Source organism: Streptomyces sp. NPDC060209 (assembly GCF_042728155.1).
Taxonomy (GTDB): domain Bacteria; phylum Actinomycetota; class Actinomycetes; order Streptomycetales; family Streptomycetaceae; genus Streptomyces.
In genome coordinates this window covers 1-21,121 of record NZ_JBHWZS010000095.1, presented here as the reverse complement: position 1 = coordinate 21,121, position 21,121 = coordinate 1, and the positions used below count along the sequence as shown (strand labels likewise).

24 protein-coding genes, 1 tRNA gene and 1 pseudogene are annotated in these 21,121 nt (G+C 67.3%); 16 read left to right on the top strand and 10 right to left on the bottom strand.

All coding sequences use genetic code 11. The annotated features are described in order from the left end of the window. Positions 1–439: 439 nt before the first annotated feature. On the bottom strand, positions 440–718 hold the full coding sequence (locus ACFWFI_RS19700) for a hypothetical protein (RefSeq protein ID WP_387391656.1): 279 nt from the start codon (positions 716–718) through the stop codon (positions 440–442). A gap of 78 nt (positions 719–796) precedes the next feature. On the opposite strand from ACFWFI_RS19700, the gene ACFWFI_RS19695 reads away from it, so the two are divergent. After that, complete coding sequence (locus tag ACFWFI_RS19695; RefSeq protein ID WP_387391653.1) at positions 797–1,552, top strand: GntR family transcriptional regulator; 756 nt, start codon at positions 797–799, stop codon at positions 1,550–1,552. On the opposite strand, the gene ACFWFI_RS19690 is transcribed toward ACFWFI_RS19695, so the two are convergent. From ACFWFI_RS19690 to ACFWFI_RS19680, 3 genes are all read right to left on the bottom strand, one after another. Beyond that, entirely contained in the window at positions 1,542–1,670 is a 129-nt protein-coding gene (locus tag ACFWFI_RS19690) for a phage DNA packaging protein J (protein WP_387391650.1), read from the bottom strand. The two genes, ACFWFI_RS19695 and ACFWFI_RS19690, sit on opposite strands and share 11 nt — an antisense overlap. A gap of 43 nt (positions 1,671–1,713) precedes the next feature. Beyond that, positions 1,714–1,798, bottom strand: a tRNA-Ser gene (locus ACFWFI_RS19685). 810 nt (positions 1,799–2,608) lie between these two features. After that, on the bottom strand, positions 2,609–3,082 hold the full coding sequence (locus ACFWFI_RS19680) for a hypothetical protein (protein ID WP_387391647.1): 474 nt from the start codon (positions 3,080–3,082) through the stop codon (positions 2,609–2,611). Positions 3,083–3,283: 201 nt separating this feature from the next. On the opposite strand from ACFWFI_RS19680, the gene ACFWFI_RS19675 reads away from it, so the two are divergent. The 4 genes from ACFWFI_RS19675 (at position 3,284) to ACFWFI_RS19660 (ending at position 7,661) form a co-directional block, all read left to right on the top strand. Beyond that, entirely contained in the window at positions 3,284–4,201 is a 918-nt protein-coding gene (locus ACFWFI_RS19675) for an ABC-three component system protein (RefSeq protein WP_387391644.1), read from the top strand. Next, entirely contained in the window at positions 4,201–4,452 is a 252-nt protein-coding gene (locus ACFWFI_RS19670; RefSeq protein ID WP_387391641.1) for an ABC-three component system middle component 6, read from the top strand. Before ACFWFI_RS19675 ends, ACFWFI_RS19670 begins: the two co-directional genes overlap by 1 nt. Then, positions 4,442–6,142, top strand: a complete 1,701-nt coding sequence (locus ACFWFI_RS19665; RefSeq protein ID WP_387391638.1) for an ABC-three component system protein — start codon at positions 4,442–4,444, stop codon at positions 6,140–6,142. The genes ACFWFI_RS19670 and ACFWFI_RS19665 overlap by 11 nt, the downstream gene beginning before the upstream one ends. Positions 6,143–7,289: 1,147 nt before the next feature. Continuing rightward, positions 7,290–7,661, top strand: a complete 372-nt coding sequence (locus ACFWFI_RS19660; RefSeq protein ID WP_387391635.1) for a GIY-YIG nuclease family protein — start codon at positions 7,290–7,292, stop codon at positions 7,659–7,661. Between the two features lie 241 nt (positions 7,662–7,902). Here ACFWFI_RS19660 and ACFWFI_RS19655 read toward each other — a convergent pair. Beyond that, positions 7,903–8,047, bottom strand: a pseudogene (locus ACFWFI_RS19655) (site-specific integrase); the annotation flags it as partial. Between the two features lie 138 nt (positions 8,048–8,185). Next, positions 8,186–8,665 (bottom strand): hypothetical protein, encoded by a 480-nt coding sequence (locus ACFWFI_RS19650; protein ID WP_387391632.1) that lies wholly within the window; start codon positions 8,663–8,665, stop codon positions 8,186–8,188. Positions 8,666–9,132: 467 nt separating this feature from the next. On the opposite strand from ACFWFI_RS19650, the gene ACFWFI_RS19645 reads away from it, so the two are divergent. The 5 genes from ACFWFI_RS19645 to ACFWFI_RS19625 all read left to right on the top strand — a co-directional run bounded on the left by ACFWFI_RS19645 (position 9,133) and on the right by ACFWFI_RS19625 (position 11,403). Then, positions 9,133–9,627, top strand: a complete 495-nt coding sequence (locus tag ACFWFI_RS19645) for a hypothetical protein (RefSeq protein ID WP_387391629.1) — start codon at positions 9,133–9,135, stop codon at positions 9,625–9,627. Positions 9,628–9,796: 169 nt separating this feature from the next. Then, the gene (locus tag ACFWFI_RS19640) at positions 9,797–10,225 is read left to right on the top strand and encodes a VOC family protein (protein ID WP_387391626.1); all 429 of its coding nucleotides are present in this window, start codon (positions 9,797–9,799) and stop codon (positions 10,223–10,225) included. Positions 10,226–10,315: 90 nt separating this feature from the next. Further along, a complete protein-coding gene (locus tag ACFWFI_RS19635; protein WP_387391623.1) occupies positions 10,316–10,822 on the top strand; it encodes an NUDIX hydrolase in 507 nt (168 codons plus the stop codon). A 93-nt stretch (positions 10,823–10,915) separates the two neighbouring features. Beyond that, the gene (locus ACFWFI_RS19630; protein ID WP_031093484.1) at positions 10,916–11,164 is read left to right on the top strand and encodes a hypothetical protein; all 249 of its coding nucleotides are present in this window, start codon (positions 10,916–10,918) and stop codon (positions 11,162–11,164) included. Continuing rightward, entirely contained in the window at positions 11,161–11,403 is a 243-nt protein-coding gene (locus ACFWFI_RS19625; RefSeq protein ID WP_099174141.1) for a hypothetical protein, read from the top strand. The genes ACFWFI_RS19630 and ACFWFI_RS19625 overlap by 4 nt, the downstream gene beginning before the upstream one ends. A gap of 95 nt (positions 11,404–11,498) precedes the next feature. Here ACFWFI_RS19625 and ACFWFI_RS19620 read toward each other — a convergent pair whose 3' ends face one another. Beyond that, positions 11,499–12,011: a MarR family winged helix-turn-helix transcriptional regulator gene (locus ACFWFI_RS19620; RefSeq protein ID WP_387391618.1), complete on the bottom strand. Its 513-nt coding sequence runs from the start codon at positions 12,009–12,011 to the stop codon at positions 11,499–11,501. Between the two features lie 75 nt (positions 12,012–12,086). Here ACFWFI_RS19620 and ACFWFI_RS19615 point away from each other — a divergent pair, with 75 nt between their 5' ends. After that, a complete protein-coding gene (locus tag ACFWFI_RS19615) occupies positions 12,087–12,401 on the top strand; it encodes a nitroreductase family protein (protein WP_387391615.1) in 315 nt (104 codons plus the stop codon). Continuing rightward, a complete protein-coding gene (locus tag ACFWFI_RS19610) occupies positions 12,398–13,321 on the top strand; it encodes an EamA family transporter (RefSeq protein WP_387391612.1) in 924 nt (307 codons plus the stop codon). The genes ACFWFI_RS19615 and ACFWFI_RS19610 overlap by 4 nt, the downstream gene beginning before the upstream one ends. A gap of 10 nt (positions 13,322–13,331) precedes the next feature. Here ACFWFI_RS19610 and ACFWFI_RS19605 read toward each other — a convergent pair whose 3' ends face one another. Next, on the bottom strand, positions 13,332–14,111 hold the full coding sequence (locus ACFWFI_RS19605; RefSeq protein ID WP_387391609.1) for a hypothetical protein: 780 nt from the start codon (positions 14,109–14,111) through the stop codon (positions 13,332–13,334). Between the two features lie 220 nt (positions 14,112–14,331). Between ACFWFI_RS19605 and ACFWFI_RS19600 the strand changes: the two genes are divergently transcribed. After that, positions 14,332–15,306 (top strand): phosphotransferase family protein, encoded by a 975-nt coding sequence (locus tag ACFWFI_RS19600; RefSeq protein ID WP_387391606.1) that lies wholly within the window; start codon positions 14,332–14,334, stop codon positions 15,304–15,306. Positions 15,307–15,318: 12 nt separating this feature from the next. Here ACFWFI_RS19600 and ACFWFI_RS19595 read toward each other — a convergent pair whose 3' ends face one another. Continuing rightward, positions 15,319–15,825 carry a type III secretion system chaperone family protein gene (locus ACFWFI_RS19595; RefSeq protein ID WP_387391603.1) on the bottom strand — a complete coding sequence of 169 codons (507 nt, stop codon included), beginning with the start codon at positions 15,823–15,825 and terminating at the stop codon, positions 15,319–15,321. Between the two features lie 87 nt (positions 15,826–15,912). Further along, complete coding sequence (gene mshA, locus ACFWFI_RS19590; RefSeq protein ID WP_387391600.1) at positions 15,913–17,262, bottom strand: D-inositol-3-phosphate glycosyltransferase; 1,350 nt, start codon at positions 17,260–17,262, stop codon at positions 15,913–15,915. A 184-nt stretch (positions 17,263–17,446) separates the two neighbouring features. On the opposite strand from mshA, the gene ACFWFI_RS19585 reads away from it, so the two are divergent. The 3 genes from ACFWFI_RS19585 to ACFWFI_RS19575 all read left to right on the top strand — a co-directional run. After that, positions 17,447–18,232 (top strand): class I SAM-dependent methyltransferase, encoded by a 786-nt coding sequence (locus tag ACFWFI_RS19585; RefSeq protein WP_387391597.1) that lies wholly within the window; start codon positions 17,447–17,449, stop codon positions 18,230–18,232. A 213-nt stretch (positions 18,233–18,445) separates the two neighbouring features. Further along, a complete protein-coding gene (locus ACFWFI_RS19580) occupies positions 18,446–19,513 on the top strand; it encodes a C40 family peptidase (protein ID WP_387391594.1) in 1,068 nt (355 codons plus the stop codon). Positions 19,514–19,849: 336 nt separating this feature from the next. Next, positions 19,850–21,121 (top strand): PP2C family protein-serine/threonine phosphatase (locus ACFWFI_RS19575; RefSeq protein WP_387391591.1); only part of this gene is annotated, 1,272 nt, incomplete at its 3' end.

Here is a 21,121-nt window from a genome sequence, read left to right as displayed (position 1 = left end):
GCCGCAGGCGGGGTCGGCTCGATGCAGGAGTGGTGCGTGCCAATCCAGCAGACGATCGAGCGGTAGGGGACGGAAGCCGTGCCCGTCGGGTGCGGTTCTCGGCGAGGAGGCATCAGTGGGCCTCCGCGAGGGCCGACCATGCGGCGGCCGGCAGGTGCGGGGCGACGAACACTGAGCGCGTCCGTGCACGCTGCTCTTCCCAGGCCAGCAGGTACGGACGGACAAGCGCGACGTCCTCTCCCCTCAGCGGGTATCGGTGGACTGTGCCGGCCGGAGTCCGTCCCAGGGCGACGGTCGAAGCGTCAGCGGGCGCGGGGCAGGTGGAAGAGGCCAGCGGCCGGGAGGGCGTTAAGAGGCGGCGGTGGCGGCCGTTAGGGAAGCACCGCACTCTGGTGCGCGAGATGGCATGGCGGATACGGTTGAGCATGCTGTTCAGCTCCTATCGCTGATAGCCCGGTCCCCCGACGTCGCCTGTCGTGGGGACCGTTTTGCGTACGACCGCCCATAAGGTGCGGCCGTTTAAGCTGGTGGCCACGAGCCCGAATCGATCGGCATCGGCCACCGCGTCCAGGACCTCCCGCCATGAGTCGGCGGAGAGCGTGTCCGGTACCTCTGCCTCGACCGTCGTGAACCGGGTGTCCTCCTCCACGCGCGGGTGGAGGCCAGCGGCAGACAAGCGGGCGGCGATAGCCGCCGCGGTCACTTCCGAAGCGGACACAGCGCACCCTCCGTTGCCAGCGAACACTTTCAGTGAAGCTAGTTAACTAGATTAGAGCTAGTGGACTAGATTTTCCATATGTCTGAGCAACCGCCGTACCTCCGCATCGCCGACGAACTCCGGCAGCGCATCGCGGAGCACGTCTGGGAACCGGGCGACCGCCTCCCATCCCGCGCCCAGATCGGCCAGGAGTGCGGCGTGGGCGAGAACGTTGTTCGCAGGGCACAGGAGTTGCTGATCTCCCAAGGAGTGCTGGAAGGCCGGGCCGGATCGGGCACCTACGTCGCCGAGCCCCGGGAGCGCGTGAGAGTCGTCCGGTCGTCGGCACGCGAGCAGCCCAGCGGGTCCCCGTTCCGCCAGGACATGAAGGCCCTTCGCCGACAGAGCGACTGGGAGAGCCGGACCGACGCCAAGGTGCCGGCCCCGGCGGAGATCGCGACACGGCTCGGTATCGCCGAAGGCGAGCCGTGCGTCCGCACGACATACGAGTTCCTTGCGGACGGGAAGCCGGTCCAGTTGTCGACGAGTTGGGAGCCGTACGCCGTCACTGGCGGCACCCTCGTCGTTCTTCCCGAGGGAGGGCCCCACGCGGGGGCCGGGGTCGTGAACCGCATGGCAGCGATCGGAGTCACCATCAGCCACGCGGTGGAGCAGCCCGAACCCAGGCACGCGACCGCCGAGGAAGCATCGCTACTCGGCATCCAGAAAGCCGCACTCGTGACGCACATCCGGCGGACGTACTACAGCGACGACGGCCGCCCCGTGGAGACAGCGGACATCGTGGTGCCCGCAGCGCACTGCGAGATCGTCTACGAGATCCCGATCAACCGCTGACGAGCTGGCCCCGGCAACTCCAAAGCCGTGCCCCAGCCCGTGCCCCATGCGTGCCCCTTCCGTGCCCGACAGAGCGGGAAACCAGGGGGAACAGCGGTGCCCGGCGGGGAGCAGGCATGGCAAAGGCCCCCGACCATACGTACTGGTCAGGGGCCTCTCGCCTGCGGTGGGTGTGGGATTTGAACCCACGGTGACATCGCTGCCACGACGGTTTTCAAGACCGTCCCGAGTTCAGGGAACGCCGCGCTCTGATCTGCACCAATGTGTCAAGCCCTGGCAACACCAGGAGCGCTGGCCCACGCATGGCCCACAGACTCCCTGCTGGAGCCGAGACCGCTTCGTCCCGAAGCAACTCGAGTGGGGCTGGTGGCTTGGGCTGGTGTGGCTCTCACCTGGCCTGATGGCCCGCTAGGCGCTCGCGCTCGCCCGCTGGTATTCGTCGGCGCTGTCACGCAGTTAGATACTCCTGCTTCGATGACTTGATCGCAGACTTCTGGCACGTACGTAGCGATGCGGGTCGAACGCTGGCTTCTATGTGAGGCGGGAAATTTCAGTGGTTGGGCCCGTGGGCTGAAGACCGCCACCGCGTGGACACAGCATCGGCACGGTATGAGTGCTCCTGGGCTGCACCTTGCTCCGCGCCTGCTATGTGGAGCGTTAGTGTCATGGTCGCTGTCCGCGAGAGCTGGTGGGCGGTCTGCGTGGACCACGCTGCCTTTTCTTCGGTGCTGTCTTCTGGCTTGCCGACTGAGTAGCACACAGCTCCCGAGGCCGCTTGGGTATCAGGCAGCGCAGCAGGTCACAGCTCTGCGGGCGGCAGATCAGGCGGGGCGAGTCCACAGGTAGGCCACGGCTGGCCGAGCACCGCTTTAGGAGTTTGCCCAGTAGGCCTCTCGGGCCTAGAACCCGCTGACCGGCCAGCCCAGGCCAATCCGCCTCTGCCCGCCCCCATCCACCGCTGTGGATGTCAGCTGTGGATGTCAAGCATCGGGGTCCAGCCGGAGCGTCAGGCTCTCTCCCGCGATCGCTCTAGACGCGCCTTGACCGTCCTCACATCTACGAACGGGCATGAAGCTCATGGAGAGAGTTGACCTGCCCGATCCAGAACTCCAGTTTCGCCATCGCAGAAGAGCCCTTAGGAAGCAGGTCGAGCTGCTGAGCAAGTGCATAGAAACCGGGCCCGGCATCGTTCGCGCCGAGGTAGTGCACCAGGGCAGAGATCATGAGCTTGCTGTCGGGGTGGTCACGCTCGACGATCAGTCCGAGCAGGTGGCCCATTGCAGCGCGCTCGTCCGCCCGCTCGAAGTCGAAGCCAGGGAGCCCGGTCCGCTGAACCAGCACAGAGTTCATCTCTGTGTAGGTCGTGACCTTGCGGAGCTGCGCCCGCTCAACGAGGAACTTCATGCCGGCACCGGTCAACTGGTCCCACGCCTCATCGCTCCGGCCGTACATCGCCCACCCCCTGCGTTCGCGGTCCAGGTGCCTGAGTATGCCGAACAGACCAACCTGGCGGAGCAGCTTGGAGCACACACGGCTCCGGAGGCCGATAGCCGGTTATGGGAAGCTGCAGGTCACGGAGGTGCCTGTCCTATTTAGGCCTCCGGTTGTCCTCGGATGGGCCGCTGACTTCAGGGGGTACCGGAGGTTGTTCGGGCGGTCGATCGACTGTGCCGGGTGCCTCTGCTTGAGTACTGTTAAACGTCACTGGGGCTGCGGTAGACGGGGGGCAAAGTGTCAGTGGACCAAGATCGAGCCTGGTTTCATAGCCAGTACCTGGCTCTGTGCGTCAGGAAGACTGGTTTCGAGTGGCAGGATTTCGTTACTGCTCTAATGCACCTGAAGCATGGTTCTGACTTCGTGCAGATCGATCCGTCCGGCCGTGGAGATAAAGGCTGTGATGGCTGGGTCGATGGCCTCATGTTGGCATGCTACGGGGCGACAAGCCCGACCGATAAATATGTCGCGAGCAAGATAAAAACAGACTTTGAGACTGCCGAGCAGCACTGGGGCGAGCACATGGAAAGGTGGGCCTTTGTGTACAACAATGCTGGGGGCCTGCCTACCATGGCGGCAGCCGGCATCATGGAGCTGAGGAAGAGTAAGAAAGCTTCGGCGGTCAAGATAGAGAACTGGCCTCCGCAGGTTCTCTGGGACAACTGTGTGGGGCTGGAAATTGAGCGCGAGCGGCTTTCCCTGATTCTAGGAGCTCCTCCATCTGAGCACCCTGCAGGGATGTCGTATATTGCACGATGCGTCGAATCGCTAGCGAGAACTCGCCTGCCCGCTGATCAGGACGACGTCGTAGCGGTTCCATTCGGAAAGATTGAACACAATCGATTCGGAACTGAAGTCTCCGACTTCCTGAAGACTTTCGCGGCCCACACGGGCCATGTTCGCTTCTATTTCTCGCAAGCATCGCCGGGCGAACAAGCTCAGGTCTCTGAGAACCTGAGGGCTAGGTACGACGGCCACCGTGCGCGGCTTGAGGATTCTGACGCCGTTTTCCATGCGCTCTGTGACGACTTGATCGAAGAAGCTTTTGGTCGTGAAGGCTTTGGGGATTTGAATCAGCAGCGTAGCGCAGCAATGATGGTTGTCACACACTTCTTTGAGACTTGCGAGATCTTCGAAGCGCCGGTAGGTAGCTGATGCTGTTGCCAAGCAAAGCCATCCCGTCAGACCAAGCGATGATCGCGGTGGGTGCCCAGATCTTGATTCAATTGGATCATCCTGGGACTGTTAGCGCGGTTTGGCAGCGCCTAATGAAATGGCGTGAAGTGAATTCGATGCCCTCCGCGATCCCATTCTGGTGGTTCGCTCTGTCGGTTGACCTTCTCTACGCGACAGGTGCAGTAGAAATCAGAGAAGGGGAGCTTACGAGGGAGAATCGTGTTCCGTAACCTTACGAGCGACTTGCCCGACTTCAAGAACGCTTCGTTCGCTCCAGGGCTCAATATCGTAGTGGCGAAGCGCACAATTGCCGCTCGACGTCAGGACAGCCGCAATGCTGTCGGAAAGTCCAGCTTCATTCGCGTTCTAGATTTCTTGCTGGGGGCAGACGCTCGACCGGACCACCCCCTGAGGCGCCCCGAGCTTGCGGACGCGTATTTTGAAACGGAGCTGGAGCTCGGAAGCGGTGTAGTAAGGGTTCGACGGACTGGTTCAGATCCGGGGCATGTCGAAGTAGATGGCGTTTCGATGCGAAATACCATCTGGCGGCAGAGGCTCGGTGAGCAGCTTTTTTCCTTGTCTGGAAGCGCCAGCGAACCATCCTTCCGCTCTTTGCTCGCATTCTATCTTCGTGATGTCCACAATGGTGCCTTCGAAAAAGCCACAGAGGTTCACAGGAAGCAGTCGGCATCTGCTTCGCATTCAGCGATGGCTTACCTCTTTGGGTTGGACCTCTCCCTTCTTGAGCAAGCTAAGGATATTGCGAACGCAGAGAAGAGCCTGAAGGAGCTCCGTAAGGCTGCGAATGATCCAGTGCTAGGCATGACGCTTGGGAAAGCGCAAGACATCGAAGCGCAAATCCGCACGCTGAGCATCCAGGTGGCGAACCTGGAGCGAGAGATTTCTGAATTCAAAGTCGTTGATCAGTATTCTCTGCACCGGGCCAAGGCCGATGAGCTAAGCAGAATCATCAGGAAGCTTAACGACTCCCTGGTGATGGAAGAGCGTCGTCTGGGCGACGTGGACACTTCAATCGCCCAGGAGAGTGAAACACAACCCGATCACTCATACGTGCAGCAAATGTACGACCAGCTGCAGATCACTTTGCCTGATGGGGTGATTCGGCGCTTCGATGAAGTGGCGGCTTTCCACATGTCCGTCGTGGAAAACAGAAGGCGCTACCTGCAAAGCGAGCGCGCTACGCTGTTGGAGTCTCTGAATGTAAAACGGGAAGAGCTGAGTCGCGCCGATTCTGAACGATCTGAAGTAATGCGTATTCTGGAGGCGGGAGGCGCCCTAGAAACGTATAAGGAACTTCAACTGGAACTAGTTCAGGTTCGAAGTCGCATCGGTGAACTTCAGCAGCGTCGTGAAACCATTGATAAGTGGGAGAACGCGAATCGCCATCTCCAGCTGCGCTCTGCAGAAATGGAGCTCAGATTCAGCATGGACCTCGATGATCGTCGATCGCAAATCGATGATATTGCTCAGCTTTACTCGTCGTATGCGTATGAAATCTACGGGAGTGGTCGACCGGCTTCGCTCAGTGTTGAGCCTTCCAGAACGGGATACACATTCGTCCCAACTATTGGCGGTGATCGAAGTCAGGGCGTGAAGAGCATGGCTCTGTTCTGCTTTGACCTGACGATGGCGGTCACAGCCAAGCGGAACGGGCGTGGGCCAGATTTCTTGGTCCACGACAGTCATCTCTATTCCGACGTGGAAGGCCGGCAGATGGCAAGCGCCCTGACGCTTGCAGCGAATGTGGCGGAACGTGAGGGTATGCAATATATTGTCACCCTTAATTCGGATGACCTAAAGAAGGCGCAGGATGAAGGTTTTTATGTGAACTTTCATGAGTGTGCGCTATTTACGGACCAGTATGAAAATGGCGGGTTGTTCGGCATCAGGTTCAACTAGGGATGCTGTCCGGGTGGAGCCTCTTAGGTGAATTCGCCTGCCCGGGCTGGGGTCGAGCATGATCGAGCGAGACCATACGTCTTCTCGCAGCTCAGGCAGGGCTTTGAGATGACACGCTCATCAGCCAGAACGAGATCAGTGCCGACGCGGAGCGTCCTCACCGGCTGGCGCCACATCGCGGCAGCAGCCGCTCCCCGCCCGCCCATTTCCGTTGGTGCGGTCGCCTCACGCACCGGCCATCCGGGACAGCGGGGGTACGGCGCCTAGCCCAACTTGATCGCAGCCGGTGGATGGACGGGCCTAAGGAACCACTTCTCCCTCGCCGTTGCCCGTTTTTTGGGACCCCGCGCTGGCCGCAGTCGGCGGCCTCCCTTGCTGCGCATGCCGTTTGACGGTTGCCGCGCCTGAACGGCACCTGAGCCGCGCTGATGTTGCACCGGTAAGGCTGGGGCTCATCAACCCGAGCCGCCAGGCGTGCGGACGGCGGCCGGGCTGGAGCGGGGCGTAGGTAGGAGCGCAGGCCCGGGCGACGGTCCGCGCGCGCCGCGCTGTGCGCGGCGGGTGCCTTGACGAGGAAGTTCTTGCGCCGTCTGATCCGCTGGCCACGATTGAGCGATACCCAGGGTGACGTGCATCCGCATGGGCGACCTGTAGCTGGGGCTGCTGTACAGCAGCGGAGTACCGCAACCACAGCAACTGCCCCCGCCCGCCACCGTCTCTCCGGACCTCCTAACGGCCGGTATGGCCTTCGCTGACCGGTCCGGCTAGAGCTACGGATCAGAAGGCAGCGGCGCCAAAGCCACGCCACTACCTGCGGTGAACAGCGGTCGACAGGGGCCGTCGTCCGGCTAATCCCCTGGGGTTCCCGCCCTTGCCATTCCAACCACGCGCAGGTTCGAGGCACGCGAGCCAGGACCTTTTCAGCGGCTACCAGTAATCTGCGACGATCAGCCATGCCGTGCCTGGAGGCTTCGTGGAACCTACCGCTCTCGTCAGTCCGGACCGGTTGTGGTCCGCACACGAGGTCTTGGTGCGCCCGAGCCCTCTCCCGGCGGCGGCAGGGGTTTACGGGTGGCACTTCAAGCAGCCACCGCGTCCGGACTTGGACGCTGGGCGCCTGCTCTACGTCGGGATAGCCCCGCGGTACATGGCGAACCGGACCAGTACCCAGAACTTGCGCAAGCGGGTGCGCTATCACTACCGGGGCAACGCGGCCGGCTCGACGCTGCGGTTCACTCTGGGGTGTCTGCTCGGACTTGAACTACGCCGCGTAGGCAGCGGTAAGCGGATGACCTTTGGCAAGGCAGGCGAAGCCACCCTGAGCCAGTGGATGGCAGACAACGCGCGAGTGTGCTGGATGGAGCAGGACAGACCGTGGGAGCTGGAGTCACAACTCATCTCCCGACTCGACCTCCCGCTGAACCTCGACCAAAACCGCCACAACGCGTATCACAGCCGTCTGAAGGAGCTGCGGGCCCAAGCGCGCCAGCGAGCTCGCGAGTTGCCCATCAGTTCCTAGGCCGACGGTTGTCTGCCTGGGCCGTCTCGGGGCCGTCCGAGGTTGCTCAACGGCACCCAATGACGACCAATGGCGACTACTCACCCGGAGTCGATCAGCGGCCCCACCTGCAAAAACCGTGGTCGCCGAGATCTACCGCAAGACCCAGGGCAAGAAGAAGTAGAGAACGTGATCATGCCCCCGACCTGCGTTTACGGCGCGGGGCGGGGGCATTTTCACGGCCTGGGCCCTCGCTGGGACCTCAGCGCGGCGAGTCCTGCGGCGGCCGAAGTGCCTGCCCGAGTGCTTTCCGGGCCCGGTCGCGGCTACTCGGCATGAGGTGCGCATACACCTCAGCGTCAGCCCGGGGTCGGAGTGCGGAGGTATTCGCTGACAGCCGTGATGCTCATCAACACCCTGCCGAGTGCCCACAGGCGAGAGGGCTGCTCCTTTTCGCGGCCCTCGAAGTGGGGAGCTCACCATGGGGGGCGGTGTGATCACAGCGTCCAGGCATCTTGATAGCGCCGTCCGCGGGGGGGTGATGCTCACTCAATCTCGAGGGGCCCGATGCCTAGATCCTCACGCATGCGGCGACGCATCTGAGCCATGGCCGTGCGCCGTTGCACGATGAGGGGTGCTTCCTCGGCGGATCCGACAGCTATCCCCCGGGCGTAGGCGTCACGTATCGTCCGCCAGCTGTGAAACGCCTCGTTACCTGCCGCCACGACCTGGGGCGGACCCACGAGCCAGAGGCGCTCACTTACTGTGTAGATACCGGTGCCACGGAAGGCTTCCCGCACGGCGACATCACGCGCCGAGTCGGACATGTGATCACCCAAAGCGACAGCGCGTATCTCTTCACCTGCGGTCTTAAGGGCGGAAACGAACTCGCTGTACACCTCGCGCCGTAGCTCCAACGCGTGCCTGGCCCCCTCCCGCTGCCACCGATTACGATCCGCGATCAGAGTGGCCGAGATGCCGATGACGGCACCAGCCAGCGTGGAGAGCAGAGGCATCCAGTTCATGTGCAGCAGCTTGTCTGAACCAGTCCGCCAGGACCAGGGGTCTCGCTGCGGAGGCAGCACCAGCCTCGGCGAGGGTGAAAAGCAACGGCCGACAACGACCAATCACGACAGCCAAGCCGCAGGTCAGTTGGGGCAAGCACCCTCCTGACCAGGACCGTACGACGGGCCCGCCAGACCCAGGGCAAGAGGAAGTACGCAGAGCTGAACCAGCCCCCTGCCTATGGATTTTCCGCGAGACGGGGGCTCTTTGCTGTGATGGGCGCCTGTGGGCCATGAGAGGGAACCAGGACGGGCTCGCTCCGCTCGCCGTGCGCTCCACCGCTTTAGCGGCTGGCAGCCACTTTGGGACGAGTCTCCAAGACCATGGCCCCAAAGCGACTCCAGCCCAAAGCCGCTCCGACTAACGACCTGTCACGAAGAAATCACGAGCCAACGCGTATGGCGTGCTGTCGGCCACAATCACACGCATGGAGCAGCTTTCCCTGATCATCACGCTTGTAGTTGCGTTGATTACCTCGGCCATCGCCATCTGGCAGGTCCGCACCCAGAGGGTGCGCCAGGTAGAGGACGTTTACGTGGCTCGCTACTGGTCATTGCTGGACAGGCTGTCTCCCCACACCCTCCGCGGCCTGGACGGGCACGTACTCCGGGAGGAGGAGGAGTTGGCCATCCGGCTGTACTTCCGCCTCAGCGAGGACCAAGCCAACCTGCGCGCCCAGGGCTGGGTTTCCGATGACACCTGGCGAGATTGGAGCGGTGCAATCACTTCTCAGATGGGCCGCCCGCCGTTCGACCTTCTCTGGACAGAGACCTGCGAGGATTCAGCAGCGGGACGGGACTACGCGTTCACCCACCTCCGCCAGCTTTCACGAAACGCTGACTACGACCCCACGCCAACGAGCCTCATGCGCAGGTGGTCGCGCAGGGCTCCAGGGCGGGGGCAACGCGACGGCGCGTCCTAGCATGCTGCAACGGCGCCGCGGTGAGGTGTCCGCGGGTGGGGGCTCGTTGCTGTCGGCCTGTGCCTCCGGCCGCCGCCGGATCGATCAGGCCTCGCCGCCCACGCACGCCGCCGGGAATCGCCTGTGTCTCCTCCCCCTGGCCGGCCGTCGTCCACGGCAGAGTTGAGGCATGGACGCGAACGACAGAAACCTTCTGGGCGGGGCGCGCAGCGCCGCGACCAGGCTGCCGGCCCAGGACCTGGAGCGGGCGCGGCGCTTCTACTCCGAGAAGCTCGGCCTGGAGCCCGTCGACGAACGGCCGGGCGGGCTGCTCTACAGGTGCGGGGACTCGGAGTTCGCCGTGTTCCGGTCGACGGGAGCCTCGCCCGGCACATTCACCCAGATGGGATGGCAGGTCGACGACATCGAGGCGGTCGTCACGGAACTCAAGCGGCGCGGCGTGGTGTTCGAGACGGTCGACCTGCCGGAGCTCCGTACGCAGGACGGCATCGCCGAGATCGAGGGGAACTACCCGAGCAAGGGCGCCAGGGGTGAACGCGGCGCCTGGTTCCGCGACAGTGAGGGGAACATGCTGGGAATCGGCCAGCCGCTCACGTAGGCGCGTTCGGCCCCGCCGAAGCGTCGCCGGGTTCGCACCGACCGTCGCGGTCGTTGTTCCGGTGCCTGCGAGCGGGGGAAGGATCCAGGCATGCCTGAGCACACCGCCGAGCCCCTCGCCGTCGACTGCCGCGGCAATCGTCTGGTCTCATTCGAGTCCGGCGGTGAGGACCCACCTCCCGGGGATGCACCGATGCCCATAGCCCTGACGGCCCTCTGGCACAGGGGCAGGATCCTCATGGTCCACGACCGGTACCGAGCAGCCTGGGAGCTTCCCGGCGGCACTCTGGAGCCCGGCGAGAGCGCTCGCCGGGCAGCGGTGCGCGAGCTGCTCGAAGAGAGCGGACAGGAGCCGGACGGCCAGCTGAGGTTCGTCGGCCACGCGGGGTTCGAGCTGGCGCCCGGGCCTCGGCGCGAGTACGGCGCCCTGTTCACGGGCAGGGCGCGCAGACCGCGCGCCTTCGCGCCCAACGACGAGATCTCCGCGATCTGTTGGTGGGATCTGAGCTCACCCCTGCCGGGACGGTCTCGGAGCTCGATGTACACCTCGCCCGACTCAGCGGGGAGTAGGTCGTCCGGCCGGGGCGGCACCCGCTAACGTGACCTCCACACCTGCCCGTTACCCAGGTACACACCCCCGGCGGTAAGGGCGGGCGGGGCGCGAAGAGCAGGGAGATCGGGGAGAGCGATCATGGGCGAGTCTCTGAAGACCTTCGTCGGCGGCACCGAGGTCGAGGTGCCCAACAGCATTCCGGCGATCCGTGCCGCTCTGCCCGAGGAGAGACGCGAGGAGTTCGACCACGCGATCAACGAGGCCGGGGTGCACGAGATCCAGGCCGTCATGCGGCACTGGATGCTGGAATCCGTACCCGACCCCGAGGCCGAACAGATCCTGGACCGGCTGGCGCAGGACGAGGCCGAGAGGCGGAACGTCGCTTGAGCTTCCGCATCTCCTACGCACCGCCCGCCGACGACACCCTGGCCAAGATGCGCGACGGCGACTCGTTCCGGGACGAGATGGCGCGCACTCTGGGACTGGATCCCTACGGACACGCCTCGACCGCCGTGAAGCGTGAACGCGACCGGCGTGAGGCGACGGTGTACGGGGCCATCGTCCTGTACTACGTCTCCGGGTCCGTGCTGACGGTCACGGTGGTCAGGCTCGTACCGCTGCCGTGAGGCGCCCCGCCCTCACCGTCGGGCTCGCCCGCTTGCCGTGAGACGGTCCGCCACCGTCGCCGGCCCATGCCCCGCTCCCGCCCCGAGACGGCCCGTCATCCGAGCCTGACCTGGCGGTCGCTGTCTCCGAGGGACTCCAGCAGGCCGCGCAGGTCGTCCGCGACCCGGTCGCGCTGCTCTTCGGTGAGGCCCGACAACAGGCGGTTCTGGTTGGCCACGTGGTCCACCAGCGCCCGGTCGATCAGCTCCCTGCCCGCTTGCGTGAGGGAGACGTGCACGCTGCGGCCGTCCTCCGGCCGGCGGGTGCGTACGACGAGTTCCCGCTCCTCCAGCCGGTCCAGCCGCTGGGTGATCGCACCGGACGTGACCATGGCGGACCGCATCAGCTCCGCGGGAGTCAGCCGATGGGGCGCCGGGCTGCGCCGCAGCGTGGCAAGGACGTCGAACGCCGCGGCGTCGAGGTCGTGCGCGCCGAAGACCACGCGCTGTTCCGCCTCGACGATCCGGGCGAGCCGTTTGATGCGGCCGATCACCCCCATCGACGAGGAGTCCAGTCCGGGGCACTGCTCCGCCCACTGCGCCAGTACGCGGTCCACATGGTCGCTCATGGGGCCAGCATATCTTTATCTTAGAGTTGAGATACCTACTTGCTTAGCGCTAAGCAAAAGCGTTACGGTCCGGCCATGACGCAGGACACAGACCCCATGACCGTGTCGCAGACGATCCGTACGCGCCGAAGCATCCGCCACCGCCTGCCCGACCCGGCCGCCGACCGGCAACTGTCCGAGCTGCCGGACCTGGCGCCGAAGGCCCCGTCCAGCTGGAACGGGCAGGCGCGCTCCGTCGTGGCCGCCGCGCGGTCCTGGCGCGACCTGCACCTCGCGACGCCGCTGCAGGTGGGCAGGCCGGCGGAGACTCGCGCTCGTCCTGGCCGCCCGACACGGTCCCGGCAGGTGTTCACCGGTCGCTACGGGCGCCTGGAAGGCGGTGCCCGGTGAAGGGCGACCGGATCGCGGCCGACTCCGCGCTCACCGCCCTCGCTCCCCTGGTCTGGGGCTCCACCTACCTGGTCACCACCGAAATGCTGCCTCCCGACAGACCCTTACTGGCCGCGACCGTCCGGGCGCTGCCCGCGGGTCTGATCCTGCTCGCCATCGGCCGGACCCTGCCGCGTGGCGACTGGTGGTGGCGCGCCGCCGTCCTCGGGACGCTGAACATCGGCGCCTTCCTCTATCTGCTCTTCGTCGCCGCCTACCACCTGCCCGGCGGAGCGGCCGCCCTGGTGATGGCCGTGCAGCCGACGGTCGTCCTCGTCCTGTCGGCGCTGCTGCTGAAGGAGCGGATCACGATGACGCACGCCACGGCCTGCGCCCTCGGGATCGCGGGTGTCGGCCTGCTGGCGCTGACCCCCCGTGCGGGTCTGGACGCGGTGGGCGTCGGCGCGGGGCTCCTGGGCGCGGTGAGCATGGCGACCGGCGTCGTGCTCACCAAGCGCTGGGGCCGTCCGCCCGGGGTGGGTCTTCTGACGTTCACGGGCTGGCAGTTGACCTCCGGAGGGATCCTGCTGCTGCCGGTCACGCTGATCGGCGAGGGGCTGCCCCAGTCGGTCGACGGACGGAATCTCGCCGGCTTCGCCTACCTCGGTCTCGTCGGAGCCCTGCTCGCCTACGCGGTGTGGTTCCGGGGAGTGGAGCGGCTGCCCGCGCTGACCGTGTCCGTACTCGGATTCGCGTCACCGCTCGCCGCGATGGCGCTCGGTTACGCCGTCCTGGACGAGACCCTGTCCCCGGTTCAGCTCGCCGGTGCGCTGACGGTCGTCGTCGCCGTGGTCCTCGCCCGCCCCCGGACGCGGAAGAGGCGGGAGCCGGCCTGCCCGCCCCCGCCCTCTCGCCGCCGGCCTGCCGGCCGGGCTTCTTGACCTGCGCGCCTCAGCCGAGCTTCTTGACCTGCGCGTCGATCAGCGCGGTCGGGAGCGCGAAGTCGGCGTCCGCGCCCGTCTTTCCGAGGTTGAAGGAGAAGAACGTGGCGACCGTGCCGCCCTGACGCAGGCTCACGAGCTTGAAGGGAGCCGCCTCGTCCCCCTCCCCCATCTGCACCCGCCAGGCGAGGGCCTCCTCGCCGCCCGTCGCCTTCTCCTCGGTCAGCTTGGTGACCTTCTGCTTCGAACCCTTCATGGACAGGGTGAACCCACCGGTCGCGCACTTGGCCGCGGACTCGCGGAGCTCGGCGAGGCTCTTCGCCGCACCGTCGTCGTCGTACGAGGCGAGTGTGACCAGCGACGACGTCACGTCGAGCATGCCCGCGAGCAGGTCCTCGGGGTCGGCGGACTCGTCCTTCTTGGGCTCCTGGACGACCTTGCGCCCGGCGTTCCCGACCGGGTCGCCGCGCTTCACCCCGTAGAAGGCGTAGCCGATGGGCTCGCACTCCTTCTTGTCCACGGTGACCTCGTCGGCCTGGGCGATGTCCTTCGGACCGGTCTTCGTGACCTTGTGGCCCGCGAGGTCACCCTGCTCCAGCGACACCTTCTCCAGCTCGGCCGACGTCAGCGCCTTGACCGCCGTGGGCTTGGTGGAGGCGTCGTCCTTGCCCCCCGATGCGCCGCCGTCACCCTTGGCGTCGGAGTCCGATCCGCTGCAGGCGGTGGCGAGCAGGGTCAGGGACGCCACGGCTGCGGCGAGGGCGGTACGGCGTACGGCGGTGGCGCGCATGGTTCGTTCAACTCTCCGTCCGAAGGAGCAACAGCTCTGTCCCGGCGCGGAATTCGGGGCTGCACGGGAGGGCTGTCGCAGTGCGACACACTTTACGATCGGACACCTGTCCGACGATCGCCCCGAGCGTCACGGGATGTGATCGTGACTCCGTCGTGATCACCCTGTGAAGCCGCTGTGGGGCGGTCGACCCCGCAGCTGAGCCCTGGAGGGCCCGTCCGTGTCCATCGACGCGACAACAGCCGTACTGGAAGCCGTAGGGGCCGGCGAGCCCGCGTCCCTCGAGTCGCTCACCGGGGGCACGTACAACACCGTCACCCGTGTGACCTTCGGGGACGGAAGCGACTGGGTGGTGAAGATCCCTCCGGCGCACACCCCCGGACTGAGCTACGAACACCGCCTGCTCGTCAACGAAATCACCTTCTACGGCGCCGCGGCCGCCGAGGGCGGTGCCACGATCCCGCAGGTGGTGCACAGCGAACTCGACCCCGGGGCGCCCGGCGGGGCGTACGTCGTCATGACCGCGCGCCCGGGGCGGCCCTGGAGCGCGGTCTCCGGTGCACTGACGGATGTGGAGACACGCGCGCTGCGGACCGAGTTCGGGAGCATCGTCGGCCGGCTGCACGGCGTCACCGGTCCCGGCGGGTTCGGGTACCCCGGTGAGCCGCTGGGCCCGCTCTCGCCCACCTGGCGCGAGGCGTTCACCGCGATGACCGACGCCGTGCTCGCGGACGCCGAGCGGTACGGGGCGAGGCTGCCGCGCCCGGTGGACCGGATACGTGAGGTGCTCGCCGGGGCATCGGACGTCCTGGACGAGGTGACCCGGCCCGCGCTGGTCCACTTCGATCTGTGGCAGGGGAATCTCCTGGTGACCGGGGAGCCCGGCGCCCGGCGCATCGGCGGGATCATCGACGGCGAGCGGATGTTCTGGGGGGACCCGGTCGCCGATCTCGTCTCCACGTCCCTCTTCGGCGACCCGGAGACGGATCTGGACTTCCTCGCCGGATACGCGGCCGCCACGGGCTCACCGGTCGTGTTCACCCCGTCCCTGCGGCGCCGGCTCAACCTGTGTCGCAGCTACCTCTACCTGATCATGCTCACCGAGACCGTGCCCCGGAACTCCGGGCCCGAGGTGCTTGCCGAGACATGGCAGGCCGTGGCGCCGCGGCTCGTCGCGGCGTTGGACGAGCTGTAGCCGGCCGCGGTCTCAGGACGGGCGCTCGGTCAGACGCGTGAAGGCGTCCAGGTTGCGGGTCGATTCGCCGCGCTCCACACGCCAGGCGTACTCCTTGCGGATCGCGCTCGCGAAGCCCAGTTCGAGCAGCGGGTTGAAGGCACCGTCCGCCGCCTCCAGAACCGCGCCCAGCAGCCGGTCGAGCTCGTCGGGAGTGACGACCGAGAGCGGGAGCCTGCCGACGAGATAGATGTCGCCGAGCTGGTCGATGGCGTAACTGACTCCGAAGAGACGGAGGTTGTGCTCCAGGAGCCAGCGGTGCACGGCCGCGTCGTTCTCGTCCGGGTGACGGATGACGAACGCGTTGAGGGAGAGGGAGTGCTGCCCCACGATCAGGGAGCAGGTCGTGGACAGCTTGCGCGTGCCGGGCAGCTTCACGACGTAGTTTCCGGGCTCGGGGCTCTCCCATTCGAGCTCCGCGCCGTTCAGCGTCGCCTCGATGACCTGCGCCGCTGCTGCCTCGTCGGATACGTCAGCCATGGTGCGAGCGTACGACAACGCGCCGGGGTGCTCAGCCGGAGCGCGGGCGCATGACAGCGCGCCGGGGTGTGGGTCCGGTCCCGATTCTCAGGCGTGGTACGAGCGGGAGCGGCGGCGGTGGTCGTGTATCGCCGCCGTGTACACATCGGCGGTGGCCGACGCCGCCGTGTCCCAGCCGAACGACTGGGCGTGGGCGGCCGCGGCCGCGCCCATCCGGCCCGCCAGCTCCGCGCTGTCCGCGAACCGGCCCAGCGCCTGTGCGTACGCCTCCGGGTCGTGGCCGGGGATCAGGAAGCCGCTGACGCCGTCCCGCACCGCGACGGGAAGACCGCCCACGGCCGCCGCGACCACCGGTGTGCCGGCCGCCTGGGCCTCTATGGCGACGAGCCCGAAGGACTCGCTGTACGAGGGCATGACCAGCACGGACGCCGCCCGGAACCAGTCCGCGAGCTGGTCCTGGCCGACCGGCGGGTGGAAGCGCACGACGTCGGCGATGCCCAGGCGCGCGGCCAGCTTCTGCAGGCCCTCCGGCTTGGCGAGCCCACTGCCGCTGGGTCCTCCGACGACGGGTACGACGATGCGTGAGCGCAGCGAGGGGTCGCGGTCCAGGAGCACGGCGACGGCGCGCAGCAGCACGTCCGGGGCCTTGAGCGGCTGGATACGGCCCGCGAACAGCGGGATCAGGGCGTCCTGCGGCAGGCCGAGGCGGGCGCGCGCGGCGGCGCGGCCGTCGCCGGGGCGGAACCGGTCCAGATTGACCCCGGGGTGCACGACGGCGACCGACGCCGGATCGGCGTCGTAGAAGCGGATGAGCTCGTCGGCCTCACCGGCGGTGTTCGCGATGAGCCGGTCGGAGGCGTGCACGATCTGTGTCTCGCCGATGACCCGCGCGGCGGGTTCGGGGGTGTCGCCCTCGGCGAGCGCGGCGTTCTTGACCTTGGCCATGGTGTGCATGGCGTGGACGAGGGGGACACCCCAGCGCTGGGCGGCGAGCCAGCCGACCTGGCCGGAGAGCCAGTAGTGGGAGTGGACCAGGTCGTAGTAGCCGGGGCGCTGACCTGCCCATGCCTGCATCACGCCGTGGGTGAAGGCACAGAGCTGGGCGGGCAGCTCCTCCTTGGCGAGACCCTCGTACGGCCCGGCGTCGACGTGACGGACGAGGACTCCGGGCGCCAGTTCGACCGTCGGGGGCAGCCCGCCGGTGGTGGCCCGGGTGAAGATCTCGACCTCGATGCCGATCGCGGCGAGGCGCCTGGCCAGCTCCACGATGTAGACGTTCATGCCACCCGCGTCGCCGGTGCCGGGCTGGTGCAGCGGAGAGGTGTGCACGGAGAGCATCGCGACACGGCGCGGCTTGCGGTGTGCGGCGAAACCGCCCGGGAAGCGGATACGGGGTGCCGCACGGCTGCTGCCGAGCCGGGAGACGTACTGGCTCACGGGTCCGCTCCTCCTCGCTCAGGGCATGACACGTACGGGGCACACGACCCCTTCGAAGGTCCAGAACAGCGGAACTCAGCCTTTCATTTCCACTTTGCCAAATCATTGCGATCCCTCCGGCGTGCCGGAACGCGCCTCGCAGCTCCCACATGTGCCCGCCGCCGCTTCGCATACGCTCCCTTCCATGCACCAGCGCCCCATCGGCACCGCGACCCGCGGGACGACCAACCCCAATCGGCTACGCCGCATGGACCGCTGGATCGCCGCCACCCACGGCCCCGCCCTGCGCCGCAGCGACTCGCCCGTCGCGGTCGACCTCGGCTACGGCGCCGCGCCCTGGACAGCCGTCGAACTGCTGGAACGGCTGCGCACCGCCGAGCCGCGCACGGCTGTCGTGGGGGTCGAGATCGACCCCGCGCGGGTCGCGGCGGCGCAGCCGTACGAGCGTGAGGGCCTCACCTTCGTGCACGGCGGCTTCGAGATCCCCACAGCCGGCCGGCCGGCCCTCATCCGGGCCGCGAACGTGCTGCGCCAGTACGACGAGGGCGAGGTCGCCGCGGTCTGGCAGCGGCTCTGCGCCCGGCTCGCCCCCGGAGGGCTGCTGGTCGAGGGCACCTGCGACGAGATCGGCCGCCGGCACGTGTGGGTCGCTCTCGGCCCGGAAGGTCCGCGCACGGTCACCTTCGCGACCCGGCTCGGCTCGCTGGAGCGCCCATCGGACCTCGCCGAGCGCCTCCCGAAGGCACTGATCCACCGCAATGTGCCGGGCGAGCCTGTGCACGCCTTCCTGCGTGACCTCGACCGGGCCTGGGCCACGGCCTCCCCGTACGCATCACTGGGAGCACGGCAGCGCTGGATCGCGACGGCTCGCTCGGTGTCCGCCGACTGGCCCCTGACGGACGGCGTGCGGCGGTGGCGGCAGGGCGAGATCACGGTGCGCTGGTCCGCGCTGCGCCCCGCCACGGGGTGAGTGGCGCCCCGCGGAAACGATCGAGGGACACGGCCGGATCCGGGAACACCGGCGGATCACCGTTCGTCCCCTTGTGTGACGGGGAGGGTGACGTGGACCTCTGTTGCTTTACGGGACAACATGGCACGATCGCGTCGTCACACAAATGTTACTGACGGTAAGTCACATGTCCGCGATATGGCCTTCGTTGCCTTTCGCCCGGAGGGGGAGCTTGTGAACCGACGCCACTGTGCCACTGCCGCGATCACCTTGGTCTGCGCTCTGGCCCTGCTGACCGCGCCGGTCCAGGCCATGGCCGCTCCGATACCCGAGCCCGGCCCGACAGCCACCGCGCCCACCGCCGCGAAGAAGAGCCTCGAGGAAGTGCGCGACGAGATCGACACCCTCTACCGCAAGGCCGGGGCTGCCACGGACGCATACAACCTCGCCGAGGAGCAGGCGAAGAAGCAGTCCAGCGAGATCGTCCGGCTGACCAAGGCGATCGCCGACGGCCAGGCGGAGATCGCCGAACTGAAGGACAGGGCGGGCGCCCAGGCCCGCGAGCAGTACCGCAACGGCGGACTCCCCCCGGGCGCGCAGCTGGTGCTGAGCGGCGATCCGGACCTCTTCATGGACGGCGTCAACCAGGCCAGGCAGGGCCAGCAGGCCACCAAGGGCATGCTGACCGAACTGGAGCAGGCGCAGGAGGACTTGGAGACGTACACGAAGGACGCGAGCCTCAACTGGGAGAAGATCGAGGCCAATCGCGTCAAGCAGGCCAAGGCCAAGAAGAGCATCGACGCGCAGATCGCGACGGCGGAGAAGCTCGAATCGCAGCTGGCCGAGGAGGAGCGGGCCAGGCTCCTCCAGCTGGAACAGGACGCCGCGTCCACGGCGCAGGCCGCCTGGCTCTCCTCCGGCGCGCTCAAGGACATCAACCGCGACGCGAGCGCCGCCGGCAAGCAGGCGGTGGCCTTCGCGACCGGCCAGATAGGCAAGCCGTACGTATGGGGAGCCGAAGGCCCCGGTTCGTACGACTGCTCGGGGCTGACCTCACAGGCCTGGGCGGCGGCGAAGCAGCCGATCCCCCGGACCTCCCAGGAGCAGTGGCGTCAGCTGCCCCGCATCCCCATCCAGGACATGCGCCCCGGCGACCTGATCATCTACCACAGCGACGCCAGTCATGTCGGGATGTACGTCGGCGACGGCTCGATCGTGCACGCGCCCCGGCCCGGTCGGCACGTCACGCTGACAGGCGCGGGCTCGATGCAGATCCTGGGCGTGGTCCGGCCGGACAAGTAGGAGCCCCGAGCGGGGCGGTAGGCGCGTGACGGGCAGCACATGACGGCCCGTGACGGGCGCCACGTGATCCGCACCGCACCCAGTGCCGGAGACCGGTTCGGTGAATGTGCGCAACGCGTGTCGGGCGCGTGATGTTTGTCATGACCTCATGTCCGATTCGCGCGCACCCATCACGCCGGATCCGTGGTGGGACGCGGCTTATGGCCGCGCATATGACAGAGGATGATCGCCGGGCACCATTCCGTTCCCCTGCCGCGGACCGCTATCGTCCCCGTCGGCGGTTCGTCGTTCGTCGATCCGCCGCGCCCTCGGGGGGAGGGAAGGAAACCCGAACCGATGCCCGTACCCGTACCGCAGCAACGTGCCGTTCCCGCTGCGGAGACCACTCATGGCGCCGACCTCACACTCCTGGTGATCGAGGACGACCCTGCGGGCACCTTCGCCGTCCCCGAGCTGTCGTCCACCACCGGGGCGCGGGTCCGCGTCCGCACCGCCCGCAACCTCACCGAGGCCGGCCGGCTGCTCACCGACGACGTCGACTGCATCCTGCTCGACCTCGACCTGGAGGCGGCAGCCCTGCCCACCGGGGCACGCGCCGACGGCCGTGACGACGGGACCGGCCGCCCGGACGAGCTCGCCGCCCTCAAGCACATCCTGCGCATCGCACCACGCCACGCCGTCCTCGCCCTCACGGCTGAGGACGACGCCGAGCGGGCCGCCGAGGCCGTACGCGTCGGGGCACAGGACTACCTCTTCCGCGACGAGCTCGACGGGCGCCTCCTCAGCCGCGCCATCCGGTACGCCGTGGAGCGCAAACGCGCGGACATCGCCCAGCACCAGCTGACCGAGTCCCGGATGCGCGCCCAGGAGAACGCCCGTCTGGAACGCGGGCTGCTGCCCACCCCGCTCCTCGACGGCTCCGACCTCGCCTTCGCCGCCCACTACCGGCCGGGCCGCAGCCGTGCCCTGCTCGGCGGGGACTTCTACGACACGGTCCGCACACCCGACGGCACGGTCCACGCGATGATCGGTGACGTCTGCGGGCACGGCCCCGACGAGGCGGCGCTCGGCGTCGAACTGCGTATCGCCTGGCGGGCACTCACGCTGGCCGGACTCTGCGGCGACGCCCTGCTCTCCACGCTGCAGCAGGTCCTGGAGCACGAGCGGCAGAGCGAGGAGATCTTCGCGACGCTCTGCACCGTCGACATCGCCCCCGACGGCCGCCGCGCGGGCCTGTGCATCGCGGGTCACCCCGCGCCGCTGATCGCCCGCCAGGGCAGGGCGGCGCACCTGCTCCCGTACGAGGACGGCGGCCCGGCCCTCGGCCTGCTGCCGCACGCCCGGTGGCCGCGCCGCCAGGTCGAGCTGGGCGGCTCCTGGAGCCTGATGATGTACACCGACGGGCTGATCGAAGGGCGTGTCGGGCAGGAAGGGACCCAGCGGCTGGGCCAGGACGGCATGGTCGCGATGGTCAACGGCAGGCTGGACCAGGGACTCGGCGGCGAGGCCCTGCTGGAGGCCGCGGTCACGCAGGTGCAGGAGCTGAACGGCGGCGAACTGACCGACGACGTGGCGGTCCTGCTGCTGGAGCGCGACGAGGCCCGGATA